The sequence below is a fragment of the Streptomyces sp. 8N616 genome (assembly GCF_052246385.1).
Lineage (GTDB): Bacteria > Actinomycetota > Actinomycetes > Streptomycetales > Streptomycetaceae > Streptomyces.
In genome coordinates, this window is sequence record NZ_JBQQBY010000005.1 from 228,167 (window position 1) to 243,753 (window position 15,587).

The window sequence follows — 15,587 nt, forward strand, 5'->3', positions numbered from 1 at the left end:
CATGTCCCGTCCTTCGCGTATTCGTTCCGTCATCAGCCGTGCAGCCCGCACTCGGTCTTGTTGCGGCCCGCCCAGCGGCCGGCGCGCGCGTCCTCGCCCTCCAGCACCCGGCGGGTGCACGGCGCGCAGCCGACGGAGGCGTAACCGTCCATCAGCAGCGGGTTGGTGAGCACGCCGTGCTCGGCGACGTACGCGTCCACGTCTCCCTGCGTCCAGCGGGCGATCGGGGAGACCTTGACCTTCTGCCGCTTGGCGTCCCAGCCGACGACCGGGGTGTCCGCCCGGGTCGGGGACTCGTCGCGGCGCAGGCCCGTCGCCCACGCGTCGTACCCGGTCAGGCCCTCCTCGAGCGGCTTGACCTTGCGCAGGGCGCAGCACAGGTCCGGGTTCCGGTCGTGCAGCTTCGGCCCGTACTCGGCGTCCTGCTCGGCGACTGTCTGGCGGGGGGTGAGGGAGATGACGTTGACGTCCATCACGGCCTCGACCGCGTCGCGGGTGCCGATGGTCTCCGGGAAGTGGTAGCCGGTGTCGAGGAACACCACGTCGACGCCCGGGCGGGCGCGCGAGGCGAGGTGTGCCACCACGGCGTCCTCCATGGAGGAGGTCACGCAGAAGCGGCCGCCGAAGGTGTCGGTGGCCCAGCGCAGGATGTCGAGCGCGGACGCGTCCTCCAGGTCGCGGCCCGCCTGCCCGGCCAGCTCCTGGAGTTCAACTGCCGTGCGCTGCTGTGCGGTTGTCATGCGGTGTTGCCCCCTTCGCTGCGGTCGCGCTGCAGACCCTTGGCCAGCAGCCCGAGGAACGACAGGCGGAACGCGCGGTTGCAGGACGCGCATTCCCAAGCTCCGTGGCCCTCCTCGGAGGGCCGCAGGTCCTCATCACCGCAGTACGGGCAGTAGAACGGCGCCGCTCGCTCGCTCACAGCGCCTCCCGGTTCGCCCCGCCGCGCCGGCGGCTCGTGTCGCTGCCGCCCGCGCGGCGCAGAGGTGCGGCCATCGTGGTTGTGGGCAGCCCGGCGGCCGCGCGTGCGTCGCTCACGACAGCGCCTCCTCGGACGCACGCGCCGCCCACTGGGCGAACCGCTCGCCGTCCGCGCGCTCCTTCTGGAAGCGCTTGAGCACCCGCTCGACGTAGTCGGTCAGTTCGGCGGAGGTGACCTTCAGGCCGCGGACCTTGCGGCCGAAGCCGGGCTCGAGGCCCAGCGCGCCGCCCAGGTGCACCTGGAAGCCCTCGACCTGGTTGCCGTCCTTGTCCAGGACCAGCTGGCCCTTGAGACCGATGTCCGCGACCTGGATACGGGCGCAGGCGTTGGGGCAGCCGTTGACGTTGATGGTGATCGGCTCGTCGAAGTCCGGCAGCCGGCGCTCGAGCTCGTCGACGAGCGAGGCGCCGCGCGCCTTCGTCTCGACGATGGCGAGCTTGCAGAACTCGATGCCGGTGCAGGCCATGGTGCCGCGGCGGAAGGCCGACGGCTTGACCTGCAGGTCCAGCGCCTCGAGACCGGCGACCAGCGACTCGACCTGCGACTCCTCGACGTCGAGCACGAGCATCTTCTGTTCGACGGTGGTACGGAGGCGGCCCGAGCCGTGTGCCTCGGCCAGCTCGGCGATCTTGGTGAGGACGGTGCCGTCGACCCGGCCGACGCGCGGGGCGAAGCCGACGTAGAAGCGGCCGTCCTTCTGGCGGTGGACGCCGACATGGTCGCGCCACTGCTGGACGGGCTGGTCGGGGGCGGGCCCGTCGACCAGCTTGCGCTTCAGGTACTCGTCCTCGAGCACCTCGCGGAACCGCTCGGCGCCCCAGTCGGCGACCAGGAACTTCAGCCGGGCGCGGGTGCGCAGCCTGCGGTAGCCGTAGTCGCGGAAGATCGAGACGACGCCCTCGTAGACCTCGGGCACCTCGTCGAGCGGGACCCAGGCGCCGAGCCGGACACCGATCTTGGGGTTCGTCGACAGGCCGCCGCCGACCCACAGGTCGAAACCGGGGCCGTGCTCGGGGTGGTTGACGCCGACGAATGCGACGTCGTTGATCTCGTGCGCGACATCCAGCAGCGGGGAGCCGGAGATCGCCGACTTGAACTTCCGCGGCAGGTTGGAGAAGGCCGGGTTGCCGATGATGCGGCGGTGGATCTCCTCGATGGCCGGGGTGCCGTCGATGACCTCGTCCTCGGCGATCCCGGCGACCGGGGAGCCGAGGATGACGCGCGGGGTGTCGCCGCACGCCTCCGTGGTCGACAGGCCGACGGCCTCCAGGCGGCGCCAGATCTCGGGCACGTCCTCGATCCGGATCCAGTGGTACTGGACGTTCTGCCGGTCGGTGATGTCGGCCGTGCCGCGGGCGAACTCCTGGGAGATCTCGCCGATGACCCGCAGCTGCTCGGTCGTCAGCCGCCCGCCGTCGATGCGGACCCGCATCATGAAGTACTCGTCGTCCAGCTCCTCCGGCTCGAGGATCGCGGTCTTGCCGCCGTCGATGCCGGGCTTGCGCTGGGTGTAGAGGCCCCACCAGCGCATACGCCCGCGCAGGTCGGCACCGTCGATCGAGTCGAAGCCGCGGTGGGCGTAGATCGTCTCAATGCGCGTCCGCACATTGAGACCGTCGTCGTCCTTCTTGGTCTGCTCGTTGGCGTTGAGCGGGGTGAAGTGGCCCTTGGCCCACTGGCCCTCGCCGCGGTGGCGTCCGGCCTTGCGGCGGGTCGTTGCAGCCGTAGCGCGTTCTGGGGTGGCGGCCATGGGTGTGATGTCCTTCGGGGCGGCTCAAGGGGGCGGACCGGGCTGGCGGCACCCTCTCTGACCTGCCGATATGCAGGTGTCCCCGGCACAGCGCGGAGGCGCGTGCAGCAGTGGGGGACTGGGGGCGTCAGCTCGTCCGCGACAATGGGGACGGCGGTGGGTGCGGCAGTGCTGTGACTATCAGCCCGCCGGACAGATGGCGCTGGACATGCGGCCGAGGTCGACGTGCCGCCGACTCACCAAGGCAATTCCAGCTCGAGACATGACGAAAGCGTGTCACGGGGGTCTCGGGAGCGTCCACCGGTATCCATCATGTGGACAGCAATGTCCCGTTCCGTGAGATGATGTGGTGCGGGTCACGCACCCGGCCAGGGGCCAGGTGCGGGCACCTCCGGTTCCTCCTCGGTCTTCGTCCCGAAGAGCCGGAAGCCGCGGCGCCGGTAGTTGTCGAGGGCGTACGGACCGTCCTTGCTGCAGGTGTGCACCCACACCCGCTTGGTCGGGGTGAGCCCCGGCCAGCGCTCGGCGAGGTCCCAGGCACGGGCTGTGCCCTCGCTCAGCAGGTACCCGCCGACACGCCGCCCCCGGAAGGCGGGGATCAGCCCGAAGTACGAGATCTCCACGACCCCCTCGTCCTGGGCCTCCAGCTCGATGTACCCGGCGGGGGTCCCGCGGACGTAGGCGACCCAGGTCTCGACGCCGGGCCGGTCCAGGAACGCCTGCCACCGCTCGTACGGCCAGCCGAGCCGGTCGGTCCACGTCACGTCGCCGCCGACGGCGGTGTAGAGGAAGCGGCTGAACTCGGGTGAGAGCACCTCGGACCGGACGATCCGTATGCCGCTGCCCGCGTCCGGCGGGGTGGCGGGCGCGAGGTCGGCGGGCGAGGTCTGCTCCAGGGACCAGGTGGTCACGGTGATGCTCATACCTGACAGCCAACCACGCGCGCCGGACACCCTCACCGGCGGAGCAGCCGCCGGGGCGGCTCCTCCTGTGACGTCCGCTGTGACTCATCGCACGTCGGTCATCCTGGCGAAGACGACGACGTTGCCCGAGTAGCCGTTGGTCTTCGAGAAGCCGCCGCCGCACGTTATGACCCGGAGCTCCGGCCGCCCGGTGTCGCCGTAGACCCGGTCCGCGGGGAAGTTCCGCTTCTCGAACACCTCGATGCCGTAGATCTCGAACACCGCGGTACGGCCGTCCTCCCGGACCACCTCCACCCGGTGCCCCTTCCTGAGGGCGCCGAGGTTGTAGAACACGACGGGCCCGGTCTGGTTGTCCACGTGCCCCACGATGACCGACGTCCCGCTCTGGCCGGGGGAGACGGCGTCCTTGAACCATCCGGCCAGGTTCTTCTCCGTCGCCGGGGGCGCGTCGACCCAGCCTTCGGGGTCGAGGCCCACCGGCATCAGCGGGGCGTCGATCCTGATGGCGGGGATCACCACCCGGCTCGGGGTGGACGCGGGCAGCGGCCGGGGCAGCGGGCTCGCGGGTGCCGAGGTCTTGTGCGCGGCCTCGGACCGGTGCTCGGCCGCGGAATCGGAGGTCGGCTGCGGCGGACCCGACTCCTCGTGCGACCCGTTCCTTATGAGGGCGACCCCGATGAGAAGGACCAGGATTATGAACCCCCAGGGCGAGCGCTTCGTCCGTACCGGCGTGTAGCCGCCCCGGCCCGGGCTGTCCTTCGCACGCATCTCTCACCCCTCGGGCCCTGCGGGCGCGGTCGCGTCCGCACCTGGTTCTAACGGCACGTTAGGACCGGGCGGTTGGGGCGGCGACAGCAGGCGGGCGAACGGGTGGTGGGGCGCAAGGGGGCCGCCGGTCCCCACCCGGCCGGAGCAGCGCGGCATGCGCGTCCCGCCCGGCCGGGCGAGCGTAGGAGCATGCACGCCTCCCGGACCCTCGTTGCCGCCGCGCTCGCCGTGGCGGCTCTCGGCCTGCTCGCTCCGCTCGCCGCCGCGGACCCCGGCCGCGAGGGCCCGAGCGACATCGTCGTCACACCGGTGACGGTGAAACAGGGCGGCACCCTGACGATCACCGTCGACGGCCGCAGCTGCCGCGGCACGGGCCGTGCCTACGACCCGATCGTCGAATCCAACGCCTTTCCGCGCACCCGGCTCAGGGGGCAGCCCGGCACGTCCTCATCGGTCGCCAGGCCCAAGGTCTTCGGCGCCGTGGAGCCCGGCACGCACACCGTCTCCGCCACCTGCGGCGGCTGGACGGTCACGGGCGGGCGCTTTCGCGTCGTAGCGCGCGAAGCCGGTCGGCGGGCGGAGGAGGGGACCGCGACCGCGGGCAACGCCCGCACGGCAGACAGCGCCGGCACGGCAGACAAGGCCCACAAGGACCGCAAGGCCCATAAAGCCGACGAGGCCGCTGAGGCCCGCAAGAAGAGACCGGCCGCCGCCGGGACCGTGGACGAGGACACAGCCCGCGCCTCCGGCGGGACCGTCGTCCCGCCGCACGGTGTCGCCACCGCGGCACCGCCCCCGGTCCACAGCGCCCCGGCGATCCCGCGGCGCCCGGTGAGGGCCGGTTTCGGCGGCGGCGGCTCGCACGTACCCCCGGTCACCGTCGCCCTCGGCATCGGGCTCGTCGCGGGCTCGCTGGCGGCCGGGGGCTACTACCTCATCCGCCGCCGCCCGGCCGACTTCGGCTGACGCCGGCAGTCTCCCCGAGTCAGCCCGGGGCGGACCGCGCCGCGAGCAGAGCGGGCGCCGTCGAGTGCGGCAGCAGGTCCGAGGCGTCGGCCGGGGTGAGCAGCTCGACCCGCATCCCGTCGGCGAAGCGGTACGGCCGGTGGTCCAGCAGCCCGCCGAGCGTCCGCCGGACCCGGGACAGCTCGGCCCGCACGGTCACCGTACGCGCCGGATCGCCGAACAGATCCGCGGCCAGCTGCGACGCCGTACGGCCCTCGCGGTGCCGGGCGAGGACGTACAGCAACTCCGCATGGCGCGGGGTCAGTTCCTGGCTCCAGCTGCCCGCCGCCCCCGTCACGGACAGCGAGGGCTGCCCGGCCCGCCGCAGGTCCAGCACGACCCGGCCGGGCTGAGTGCCGCGTCCCTCGCCACCCGGCCCCTCGCCGTCGACCCGCAGCAGCCAGCCGTCCGGCAGCGGCTCCGCGCTGCACATGCCGAGCGAGGGGATCCAGACCTGCCCGGCCCGGAGGGACTTGGGCAGCGACACCCGGTCCGGCGGCAGCATGCCGGTGACTCCGGCCGTCCAGCCGTTGCGGTCCACGGCCAGCGCCCGGCCGCCCACCCGGGCCAGGACCGGCGCGGCCACCGAGCGGAGCCGGTCGACCGCCTCCCGGTGCCGCTCCCGTATCTCGCCCTCGGCGACCCTGGCGACCGCGGTGACCAGGGCGAGGGTGGCGGGATGGATGGCGGCGGCCGGCCCTGTCACATTGGCCACGCCCAGCAGGCGCCCATCGCGCGGGTCGCGTACGGGCGCGGCCGCGCAGGACAGCGCGTGGAAGGCGCGGACGAAGTGCTCGGCGGAGTGCACCTGGAGCGGGCCGCGGGAGACCAGCGATGTGCCGATGGCGTTGGTGCCCGCCACTTCCTCGGCCCAGCTCGCGCCGACGCAGAAGCCGAGCTGGTCGGCCTTCTTCTGGACGGTCATGTTGCCGTCGCGCCACAGCAGCCGGCCCTCGGCGTCGGTGATCACCATGATGTGCCAGGCCTCGTCGGCCGCCGCCATCAGGCCCTCGCGCAGGGTCGGCAGGACCGTCGCCAGCGGTGTCGACCGGCGCCGGTGCTCGACCTCGTCGAGTCCGAGCAGGCCCGAGTGGGTGCCCCGGTCGGGGTCGACGCCGTGCCGCAGGACCCGGTGCCACGACTCGTCGATCACTTTGCGGTGGGTGAACCGCGGCGCCCTGCCGTCCAGCGCGGCCGCCCGTAAGCCGCTGAGGAGGCGGGTGGCGTGGCGGGGGCCCACGGCCGACATCCGGGGCATGTCCAGCGGTTCGTCGTTCACGGATCCGGTCTCCGAAGTGGACTGGGCCTCCCAGCGGTAGTCCCCCTGGGCCTAGCGGCCCGGGAGGTACCGAAGGACGAAGGGGCCGGGAGGCGGGCCCGGTCGGCCGCGCCTTCCTATGGTGCCGCCGGTGACCGTGACGGGGAGGGCACTTGGCGTAATTCCTGCAACCCTCCGCAACGTTTGTGCCTCGCCGCCCCGCAGGGCAAGAGTGGGGGCGTACGCGGACGGGGTGGTGCCGTGTCGGCGCGGCATCACCCGGTTCCGGCGGACGGGCAGCTCCCGCGGACCCTCAGACCTGCACCCGCGCACGGTCCACGATCGACGCCAGGTCCAGGGTGTGCGGGAGCGTGCCGAACGCCCCGCCCCAGTCGCGGCCGAGCCGCGAGGCGCAGAAGGCGTCGGCGACCTCGGGCGGCGCGAAGCGTACGAGCAGCGAGCCCTGCAGCGCGAGCGCCATCCGCTCCACCAGCCGCCGCGCCCGTGCCTCGATCCCGCTCAGATCGGCGAGTTCGGTGAGCATGTCCTTGATCGCGCCGTCCAGGCGGTGGTCCGCGCCGCGGGCCCGGCCGAGCTCGGTGAGGAACGCGTCGAGGGCGGCGGGCTCGCGCTGGAGGGCACGCAGCACATCGAGGGCCTGGATGTTGCCCGAGCCCTCCCAGATGGAGTTGAGCGGGGACTCGCGCAGCAGCCGCGGCATGCCCGACTCCTCGACGTAGCCGTTGCCGCCCAGGCACTCGAGGGCCTCGGCCGCCAACGGCGTGCAGCGCTTGGTCACCCAGTACTTGGCGGCCGGGACCGCGAGGCGCAGCAGCTGCCGCTCCGCCTCGCCACCCTCTGTGTCCGCAGCCGCGTCGTACGCCGCCGCCAGCCGCAGCGCCACCGTCGTCGCCGCCTCCGACTCCAGCGCCAGGTCGGCCAGGACGTTACGCATCAGCGGCTTGTCGATCAGCGGGCCGCCGAAGGCGCTGCGGTACGCGGTGTGGTGCACCGCCTGCGCGACCGCCTGCCGCATGACCGCGGCCGCGCCGGTCACGCAGTCCAGCCGGGTCGCCGCGACCATGCCGATGATGGTGGCGACGCCGCGGCCCTCCTCGCCGACCCGGCGCGCCCAGGTCGTCCCGTCGAACTCCACCTCGACCGAGGCGTTGGAGCGGTTGCCCAGCTTGTCCTTGAGCCGCTGGATCCGGAAGGTGTTGCGTGTGCCGTCCGGCAGGACGCGGGGGAGCAGGAAGCAGGTCAGGCCTCCGGGCGCCTGGGCCAGTACGAGGAAGCCGTCCGACATGGGGGCGGAGCAGAACCACTTGTGACCGGTGAGGACGTACTCGCCCGCGGCGGCCAGGGGCTCGGCGCGCGTGGTGTTGGCCCGTACGTCGGAACCGCCCTGTTTCTCCGTCATGCCCATCCCCAGCAGGGCGCCCGGCTTCTCGGCGGTGGGCAGCAGGTCGGGCACGTAGATCCGCGAGGTGAGCCGCGGCTCCCACTCGGCTGCCAGCTCTGGGTCGGTGCGCAGGGCCGGGACCGCCGCGTGGGTCATGGACACCGGGCAGCCGTGGCCCGCGTCGGTCTGCGTCCACACCAGGAAGCCGGCCGTCCGCCGCAGGTGCCCGTCGGGGCGCGGCCAGGCGTCGGTGAGCCCGGAGGAGACGGCCTTGCGCAGCAGGCGGTGCCAGGCCGGGTGGAACTCGACCTCGTCGATGCGGTGGCCGTAGCGGTCGTGGGTGCGCAGGACGGGCGGTTGGTCGTTGGCCTGGGCGCCCCACTCCTGCGCCTGGGCGGAGCCCGCGGCCCGCCCCAGCTCGCCCAGCTCGGCACGTACCTCCGCCAGGCGCCCGGGCGCGGCGTGCCGGGCGACGCCCTCGGTGAGGGCGGCGTCGGTGGCGAAGACGTCGTAGCCGGTCAGCGGCGGAGCTTGATTGGTCACGGTGTGAGTCGAGGCTCCCATGCCAGATACGTTAAGGAGGTGCGAGCAGCAGAGTCATCCCCCAGGCGGTCCACGAGCCGCTGGCGCAGGGCACGCGCCCTTTATCCGCATCTGTCCAAGCGTAACGTGGGGTGGCTGCTGCTCAAGGACACGGTCAACTCGTGCATCGAGTACCGGATCCTCGGCCTGGCCGCCGAGGCGGCCTTCTTCACCCTGCTGTCGCTGCCGCCGCTGCTGCTCGGCCTCATCGGGCTGCTCGGCTACCTCGACGCCTGGACCGGCACCGAGACGATCGAGAGCATCCGGCAGAACATCCTCACCGCGTCGGGGACCGTGCTGTCCGAGCGCGGCGTGGAGGAGATCGCCCGGCCGCTGCTGAACGACGTCACCCGTGGCGGGCGGCCGGACATCATCTCGCTCGGCTTCGCCCTCGCCCTGTGGTCCGGGTCGCGGGCGGTCAACGTCTTCATCGACACGATCACCGTGATGTACGGGCTCGACGGCGTGCGGGGCATCGTCAAGACCCGGCTGCTCGCCTTCCTGCTGTATCTGATCGCCCTGGGAGTGGGGGCCGTGGCGCTGCCGCTGATGGTGGCGGGCCCCGACGCGGTCATGGACATCGTGCCGTGGAGCGAGGCGGTCGTACGCGTCCTGTACTGGCCGGTGGTCCTCGTCCTGTCGGTGGCCTTCCTCACCACGCTGTACCACGTGTCCGTACCGGTCCGCTCGCCCTGGGAGGAGGACATTCCGGGCGCGTTGGTGGCGCTGGCGATGTGGGTGCTCGGCAGCTTCCTGCTGCGCATCTACCTCACCAACACGGTCGAGGGCCCGACCATCTACGGGTCGCTGGCCGCGCCCGTGGCCGTCCTGCTGTGGATCGGCGTCTCGGCCTTCGCCGTGCTGGTCGGCGCGGCGGTCAACGCGGCGATCGACCGGGTGTGGCCCTCGGTCGCGACGGCCGCGGCGCGCGAGGCGAACGAGCGTGCACGGGAGGCGGCGGCAGCGGAGCTGATCGCGCGGGCGGCGGCCCAGCGCGCGGCCCGCGCGGGCGCGGACGGGCCGGACGAGGACTGGGACGAGTCCGAGGACGGCCCCGACGCCGAGCCGCCCTCCGAATTCCCCGAAAGGTGGGCGCAGTTCCTGCCGCCGGAGGACGTCCGCGCGCGGCTGCACGCCAAGCGGGAGGAGTGAGCCTCACCTGCGGTGGCGCGGCAGCAGCTGGGCCACGCGGGGGTACTCCTCGTGCAGCAGGCGGCCGACGAGGGCCCCGCCGAAGACCACGAACCCGACGCCCACCAGCCAGGACTGGACGACGAGCACGGTGCCGAACGGGCCGTAGGTGACGGCATTGGACGCGATCAGTGGCGAGAACACCAGCCGGGAGAACACCCGCAGGCCGATGAGGCCGATCACCGTCGCCACAGCGCCGGGCAGCAGGGCGGCCCAGCCGACCCGGCCCACGAGCAGCAGCCGCTGCGACCACCAGAAGAACAGCACGGCACTCGCCGCCGCGCTGAGGAAGTGCCAGAGAGAGGTCACGAAGGCGTTCCCGGCCGGCTGGCGGTCCTGGGTGATCTGGGCCGACACGAAGAGGTAGCCGATCAGCGCGGCGAGCCACAGCGCGTGCCGCCACATGGTGTGCCAGCGGGCCGAGGGCAGCTCCCACACCTTCTCGTAGCCGGTCTGCACGGCCGAGCCGAACGTCAGGCCGAAGACGCAGAGGGCGGCGAGGCCGTACGCGGTCGTGGCCTCGAGCGCCTTCCTGGGCTCGGAGAACAGCTCCTTGACCTCCTGCTGGGCACCCATCGACACCCCCAGGCCCTCGCTGAGCCACTCGGCGAACCCCTGGCCGTTCGCCGGGTCGACCGCCGCGACCACGATCAGCAGCGGCACCAGTGTGAGGAACCCGAGCGCCGCGAAGCCCATCGAGCGGTGCATCAGCTCCAGCTCGCTGCCCCGCCGCCAGCCGCGCGCGGCAGTGGAGCGGCCGAGCCCGCGGTACAGCCTCCGCCACGCCGACGCATCGCCCTCGGCGCCGGAAGACTTCTCGCGCATGGAATCTCGCCTACCCGATCGGGGTCATCGCGGTGCGACGGCGCACGGAGAGACCCCGGAATGGCTCAGACCGTCAGCCGTCAGCTCAGCCGTCAGCCGCCCGACCGTCAGCCGCCGACTTTCAGCCGCTCACCGGGTGCGATCACCCGGACGTCCGTCCCGGGGGCCGTGACGTGCACGGCGCGGACGAAGTTCTGGGGGTCGCGGTCGGACTTGGTGATCAGCCGGTCGCCGAGCCGCCCACTGGTGTACGCGTAGTGGTGCGGCACCGCGACCCGCGGCTTCAGCCAGGAGGTGAGCGTGGCGGCGTCCTGGGCGCTCATCACCACCTGGCGGTTGAACAGCGGGCGCAGCCGCAGCCCGTTGGTCGGTACGAGCAGCAGGTCGATGTCGGGGAAGCGGCCGGCCAGCTCCTTGAGCTCGGGGAGCAGCAGGGTGTCGCCCGCGAAGTAGACGGTCTGCCCGCCGCCTTGTACGACGAACGTGACCTCGTAGACCTTGTGCCTGGCCGGGATGGCGGTGACGGTCAGTTCGCCGCGGCCGGCCCGGTCGTCGAGGCGCGTGCTCTCCCAGGGGTAGAGGGCGCGGACGTGGCGGAATCCGGCCTTCCTGGCGCGCTCGACGACGGGGGCCGCGACGATCATCGGCACGTCCTTGTCACGGTAGGACGCGAAGGCCTCGAGGTCGCAGTGGTCGTAGTGATGGTGGCTGATGAGGACGGCGTCGAGGTCCGGAAGGTCCGCCACCGAGGAGGCGATGGGCTCCCCGGGGTGATGGGCGGGCCTCTCGCTGAACCACGGGTCCGTGAGCAGCGTCCAGCCGCCGATCTCGATCAGGTGGCAGCTGTGGGTGATCCTGGTGACGGCGAGCTGTCCGTTCATGGCCTGCTCCCGGGTGCGCGGAAGGCCTCTCCCTCACCAGTCTCACACCGCAGCCGCGCCACCGCCCTCCGGCCGGCCGTCCGTCCCTCCGTCCGTCCAGGCCGAATGGTCCCCGGCGGCCCCGTCAGTCCTCCTGGGACTTGCTGATCTCCCAGAAGCGGGGGACCGTCGAGGCGTCGAGGCTCCACGCGATCCCGAAGACGTTGTCCCGGGCCACCGCGTACTGCTTGCCCTGCCACAGCGGCAGCACCGGCAGGTCGTCGGCGACGATGGACTGGATCTCCGCGAACTCCCCGGCGGTCACCAGCCGGTCGGGCTGGGCCACGGTCGCCGGGATGAGCTTGTCGACGATGCGCTTCGACACGTAGTTGTTGGAGATGACGTTGTTCCTGCTGAAGAACGGCGAGATGAAGATGTCCGGGTCCGGGTAGTCGGGCACCCAGCCCTTGACGTAGACGCCGTAGCTCCCGGAGGCGATGCCCTTCTCGTACTCGTCGAGGCTCACGCTCTTGACCTGGGCGTCGAAGAGCCCGCTGGCGTTGAGCTGCTGGGCGAGCTCCTTGACCGCCGGCACGGTGCCGGGCCCGAAGCGGATGGGGGTGGCCCACAGCGTCAGCCGGACCTTGCCGGAGATGCCCTCCTCGCGGAGCGCCGCCTTCGCCTTGTCGCGCTGCGGCCGGTCGCCGTACTTGTCGAAGAAGGGCGTTTTGTGGCCGGTGATCCCGGCGGGGATCACCGAGTACAGCGGCTTGGCCGTACGCCGGTACACATCGCGCACCAGGGCCTGGCGGTCGACGAGATATGCGATGGCCTTGCGCACCCCGAGCTTCCCGGCCATCGGGTCGCGCATGTTGAACACCATGTGCATCACCTCGGCGCTGGCGCCGTCGACGACCTCCACGCCCCGCCGGTCGGCGGTCGTCGCGGCCTCCAGCTCCTCGATGTCCTCCGCCGCGAGTCCGCGGTAGGCGAGATCCACGGTGCCCTTCTGCACAGCCCTCTTGAGAGCAGCCGGGTCGCCCTTGAAGAACTTCATCGTCATGCCGGAGTTCTGGACGTCGGCCTCGCCCCGGTACTCCTCGTTGACGGAGAAGACCGCCTCGTTGCCGTCGATCGAGTCCAGCCGGTACACGCCGGAGCCGACGACCTCGCCGTCCGTGCGCAGCTTGTTCTCGGGGTACTCACGGTGGTCGACGATCGCGCCCGCGCTCGAGGCGATCTTCATGGGGAAGGTGGCGTCGGAGGTCTTGAGGCGGAAGACGACGGTCTTCTCGTCCGGGGTCGTGACGTCCTTGATGGACTGCAGGAGATACGACGGACCCTTGGGGTCGTTGATCCTGAGCGTGCGCTTGAAGGAGTACGCCACGTCCTCGGACGTGAAGTCGTTGCCGTTGCTGAACTTCAGCCCGTCCTTCAGCACGCAGCGGTAGACGGTGCTGTTGCCGTCCGTGAAGGAACAGCTCTTGGCGGCCTCCGGCCGGGGGGTGTTCGCGCCGTGCGGAAAGCTGATCAGCGTCTGGAAGACGTTGTTGAACACCAGCCAGGAGCCGATGTTGTAGCCCGACGCCGGGTCGAGGGCCTGTACCTGGTCGGTCGTCCCCAGGACCACGGAAGCTCCCGAGCCGTCGGCCTCGCCGTCACCCGCACCGCACCCCGTGAGCAGCCCGGCGACGACGCCTGCTCCGATCGAGCCTGCCAGCCACTGGCGACGTATCCTCAACTGCACGTTCTTCACACTTTCCGTTCGCCTGCCGGTGCGGTCGGCACCGTGGGGGGAGTGGGCGCCCGCTTCGCCGCCGCCAATTTCCCGTTTTGGGGAGGAAGTTGGGGAAGCTGCTCCTCGGATCCTCTGAGGAGTGCGGATCCGAGCCCATACCGTAGACGCCGTACTGACCCGACGTACAGCCGGGTGGGGCGACGTGTGGACCGACGGCGCCTCCTCTGTACCGGCGCACTGGGCTCGGCCCCCGGCACGGGGAGCGCCGCGCCGATGGTCCAGCCCGTGGCCGGCGCGGCTGCTGCGCCGGATGTCGACGAGGAGACGTGGCAGCGTGATGTGACGCAGGTCATAGACCAGGCAACCGCAGGTGCCGCGCGCGGGGCATCGGGGGCGGCCGGGAAAAACGTTGGCGGCTGCGGATGACCGGCGGCTAAGGTGAGCGCCGTTCAGGGCGCCGGGCGCCGTATGGGGCGCGCGGCCGCGCGAGTGAGAGCGGGAGGTGAGGACCGATGACTGTCGTTGCGATGGGCGCTGCCCGCATCCAGAAGTCCATCATTCCCATCCCCGTGGTCTCCGGCTGACCGACGTCTTCCTTCTGCGGGCGGCGTCTTCCGTCTACGGCTCGCCGGCCGACGGCTCTCGTCACCCCGGGACCACCCCCTTGAAGGGTCCATCCCGTTGAACGACCTCACCGCTTCGCACTCACTCGCCCCCTACGGCTGGGACGACGGGTTCGACGCAGACTTCACTCCGCACGCCGCCGCGGGCCTGCTGCCCGGCCGGATCGTGCGGGTCGACCGCGGCCGTTGCGATGTCGTCACGGCCAGTACCCAGGGAACGGACGGCGGCGGCACGGACAGCCAGGGCACCGTGACCGTGCAGGCGGACGCCGCGCCCGTGTGGTCCCCCGACCCCATGCAGATCGCGTGCACCGGCGACTGGGTGGCGCTCGACCCCGGCCGGCGGGTCGTGCGGGCGCTGCTGCCGCGCCGTACCGCGTTCGTCCGGTCCACCTCCTCCAAGCGGTCCGAGGGCCAGGTCCTCGCCGCCAACGTCGACCACGCCGTCATCGCCGTCTCGCTCGCGGCCGAGCTCGACCTCGGCCGCGTCGAGCGCTTCCTGGCCCTGGCCTGGGAGAGCGGAGCGCGGCCGATGATCGTCCTCACCAAGGCCGATCTCGTACCGGACCCGGCCGGACTCTCGTATCTCGTCGCGGATACGGAGGCGGCCGCGCCCGGCGTCGATGTGCTGGCGGTCAGCGCGGAGAGCGGGCAGGGCATGGACGTGCTCGCCGGAGTCCTCGGCGGGGGTACGGCCGTGCTGCTGGGCCAGTCGGGAGCGGGCAAGTCCACCCTCGCCAATGCCCTGTTGGGCGCCGAGGTCCAGGCAGTCCGAGCCACCCGCGACAGCGACGGCAAGGGACGGCACACGACGACCACCCGCGATCTGCTGCCGCTGCCCGGAGGCGGCGTGCTGATCGATACGCCGGGCCTGCGCGGCGTCGGGCTGTGGGACGCCGAGAGCGGCGTCACCCAGGTCTTCGCCGAGATCGAGGAGCTGGCGCAGCGGTGCCGCTTCCACGACTGCTCGCACACCGTCGAGCCCGGGTGCGGCGTGCTCGGGGCGGTCGAGAGCGGCGAGCTGCCGGAGCGCCGGCTGGAGAGCTACCGCAAGCTGCTGCGCGAGAACGAGCGGCTCGCCGCCCGTACGGACGCCCGGCTGCGCGCGGAACTCCGCCGGGACTGGAAGCAGAAGCAGGCGCTGGGGCGGCACATGGGCGAGCGCAAGCGGGGAACGCGGCGCTGAGACGGTCCGGCGGGCTCGGGCCGCGGTCCTTCCGGCCCGGCCTGCTGCCGGGGGGAGGGGGGAGCTACTCCTCCAGGCCCCAGCTGATGATCTTCCGCGGGTGGATGCGGATGACCTGCTCGCTGACGAACGTGCCGAGGTCGTGCCGGGTGGGCAGCAGCTCCGCCTCACCGCGGATGTCCACTCCGCGCACGACCCACGGCTTGACGCTCGCGACGTCGTCGACGACCAGCGCGACCTTCGGGTTCTGCTGCAGATTGCGCCACTTCTTGGACTGGGCCAGCGCCATGCCGCCGACCAGGATCGTCCCGTCGTCCTGCGGGAAGAATCCGACCGGGTTGGCCTGAGGCTGCCCCTGCGGATCCACGGTGGCCATCCGTCCCAAGGGCTGGCTCTTCAGGTACGCGCGCTCGGCTTCGCTGAATTCCGTCATGCCGCCAGCATCACACCGGGACCGCTCCTCCGCATCGGAGGTGCGGCCTGGTTCGGGCCTGGGC

The 15,587-nt window shown here is 72.0% G+C and carries 15 protein-coding genes; 3 read left to right on the forward strand and 12 right to left on the reverse strand.

Annotation, left to right across the window (positions count from 1 at the left end):
- Positions 1-32: 32 nt before the first annotated feature.
- From ACTWQC_RS06785 to ACTWQC_RS06810, 6 genes are all read right to left on the reverse strand, one after another.
- Positions 33-740 carry a phosphoadenylyl-sulfate reductase gene (locus ACTWQC_RS06785; RefSeq protein ID WP_443314620.1) on the reverse strand — a complete coding sequence of 236 codons (708 nt, stop codon included), beginning with the start codon at positions 738-740 and terminating at the stop codon, positions 33-35.
- Positions 737-919, reverse strand: coding sequence for a hypothetical protein (locus tag ACTWQC_RS06790; RefSeq protein ID WP_443314621.1), 183 nt, complete (start codon positions 917-919; stop codon positions 737-739). Before ACTWQC_RS06790 ends, ACTWQC_RS06785 begins: the two co-directional genes overlap by 4 nt.
- 112 nt (positions 920-1,031) lie before the next feature.
- Positions 1,032-2,729: a nitrite/sulfite reductase gene (locus ACTWQC_RS06795; RefSeq protein ID WP_443314622.1), complete on the reverse strand. Its 1,698-nt coding sequence runs from the start codon at positions 2,727-2,729 to the stop codon at positions 1,032-1,034.
- A gap of 180 nt (positions 2,730-2,909) precedes the next feature.
- A complete protein-coding gene (locus tag ACTWQC_RS06800; protein WP_309471194.1) occupies positions 2,910-2,993 on the reverse strand; it encodes a putative leader peptide in 84 nt (27 codons plus the stop codon).
- A 92-nt stretch (positions 2,994-3,085) separates the two neighbouring features.
- A complete protein-coding gene (locus tag ACTWQC_RS06805; protein ID WP_443314623.1) occupies positions 3,086-3,652 on the reverse strand; it encodes a GNAT family N-acetyltransferase in 567 nt (188 codons plus the stop codon).
- Positions 3,653-3,736: 84 nt separating this feature from the next.
- Positions 3,737-4,420: a class F sortase gene (locus tag ACTWQC_RS06810; protein WP_443314624.1), complete on the reverse strand. Its 684-nt coding sequence runs from the start codon at positions 4,418-4,420 to the stop codon at positions 3,737-3,739.
- 189 nt (positions 4,421-4,609) lie between these two features.
- Here ACTWQC_RS06810 and ACTWQC_RS06815 point away from each other — a divergent pair, with 189 nt between their 5' ends.
- Positions 4,610-5,386 carry a hypothetical protein gene (locus ACTWQC_RS06815; RefSeq protein ID WP_443314625.1) on the forward strand — a complete coding sequence of 259 codons (777 nt, stop codon included), beginning with the start codon at positions 4,610-4,612 and terminating at the stop codon, positions 5,384-5,386.
- Positions 5,387-5,405: 19 nt separating this feature from the next.
- Here the strand turns inward: ACTWQC_RS06815 and ACTWQC_RS06820 are convergent, their stop codons facing one another.
- Both ACTWQC_RS06820 and ACTWQC_RS06825 read right to left on the reverse strand, forming a co-directional pair.
- The gene (locus ACTWQC_RS06820) at positions 5,406-6,704 is read right to left on the reverse strand and encodes a GAF domain-containing protein (protein ID WP_443314626.1); all 1,299 of its coding nucleotides are present in this window, start codon (positions 6,702-6,704) and stop codon (positions 5,406-5,408) included.
- A gap of 292 nt (positions 6,705-6,996) precedes the next feature.
- Positions 6,997-8,649, reverse strand: coding sequence for an acyl-CoA dehydrogenase family protein (locus tag ACTWQC_RS06825; RefSeq protein WP_443314627.1), 1,653 nt, complete (start codon positions 8,647-8,649; stop codon positions 6,997-6,999).
- A gap of 18 nt (positions 8,650-8,667) precedes the next feature.
- Between ACTWQC_RS06825 and ACTWQC_RS06830 the strand changes: the two genes are divergently transcribed.
- Positions 8,668-9,819: a YihY/virulence factor BrkB family protein gene (locus ACTWQC_RS06830; protein WP_443314628.1), complete on the forward strand. Its 1,152-nt coding sequence runs from the start codon at positions 8,668-8,670 to the stop codon at positions 9,817-9,819.
- A 3-nt stretch (positions 9,820-9,822) separates the two neighbouring features.
- On the opposite strand, the gene ACTWQC_RS06835 is transcribed toward ACTWQC_RS06830, so the two are convergent.
- The 3 genes from ACTWQC_RS06835 to ACTWQC_RS06845 all read right to left on the reverse strand — a co-directional run bounded on the left by ACTWQC_RS06835 (position 9,823) and on the right by ACTWQC_RS06845 (position 13,284).
- Complete coding sequence (locus tag ACTWQC_RS06835; protein ID WP_443314629.1) at positions 9,823-10,683, reverse strand: YhjD/YihY/BrkB family envelope integrity protein; 861 nt, start codon at positions 10,681-10,683, stop codon at positions 9,823-9,825.
- 107 nt (positions 10,684-10,790) lie between these two features.
- A complete protein-coding gene (locus ACTWQC_RS06840; protein WP_443314630.1) occupies positions 10,791-11,564 on the reverse strand; it encodes an MBL fold metallo-hydrolase in 774 nt (257 codons plus the stop codon).
- Between the two features lie 124 nt (positions 11,565-11,688).
- On the reverse strand, positions 11,689-13,284 hold the full coding sequence (locus tag ACTWQC_RS06845; protein WP_443314631.1) for an ABC transporter substrate-binding protein: 1,596 nt from the start codon (positions 13,282-13,284) through the stop codon (positions 11,689-11,691).
- A 678-nt stretch (positions 13,285-13,962) separates the two neighbouring features.
- Here ACTWQC_RS06845 and rsgA point away from each other — a divergent pair.
- Positions 13,963-15,090 carry a ribosome small subunit-dependent GTPase A gene (gene rsgA, locus ACTWQC_RS06850; protein WP_443314632.1) on the forward strand — a complete coding sequence of 376 codons (1,128 nt, stop codon included), beginning with the start codon at positions 13,963-13,965 and terminating at the stop codon, positions 15,088-15,090.
- Between the two features lie 64 nt (positions 15,091-15,154).
- Here the strand turns inward: rsgA and ACTWQC_RS06855 are convergent, their stop codons facing one another.
- A complete protein-coding gene (locus ACTWQC_RS06855; RefSeq protein WP_443314633.1) occupies positions 15,155-15,523 on the reverse strand; it encodes a PPOX class F420-dependent oxidoreductase in 369 nt (122 codons plus the stop codon).
- Positions 15,524-15,587: the final 64 nt, after the last annotated feature.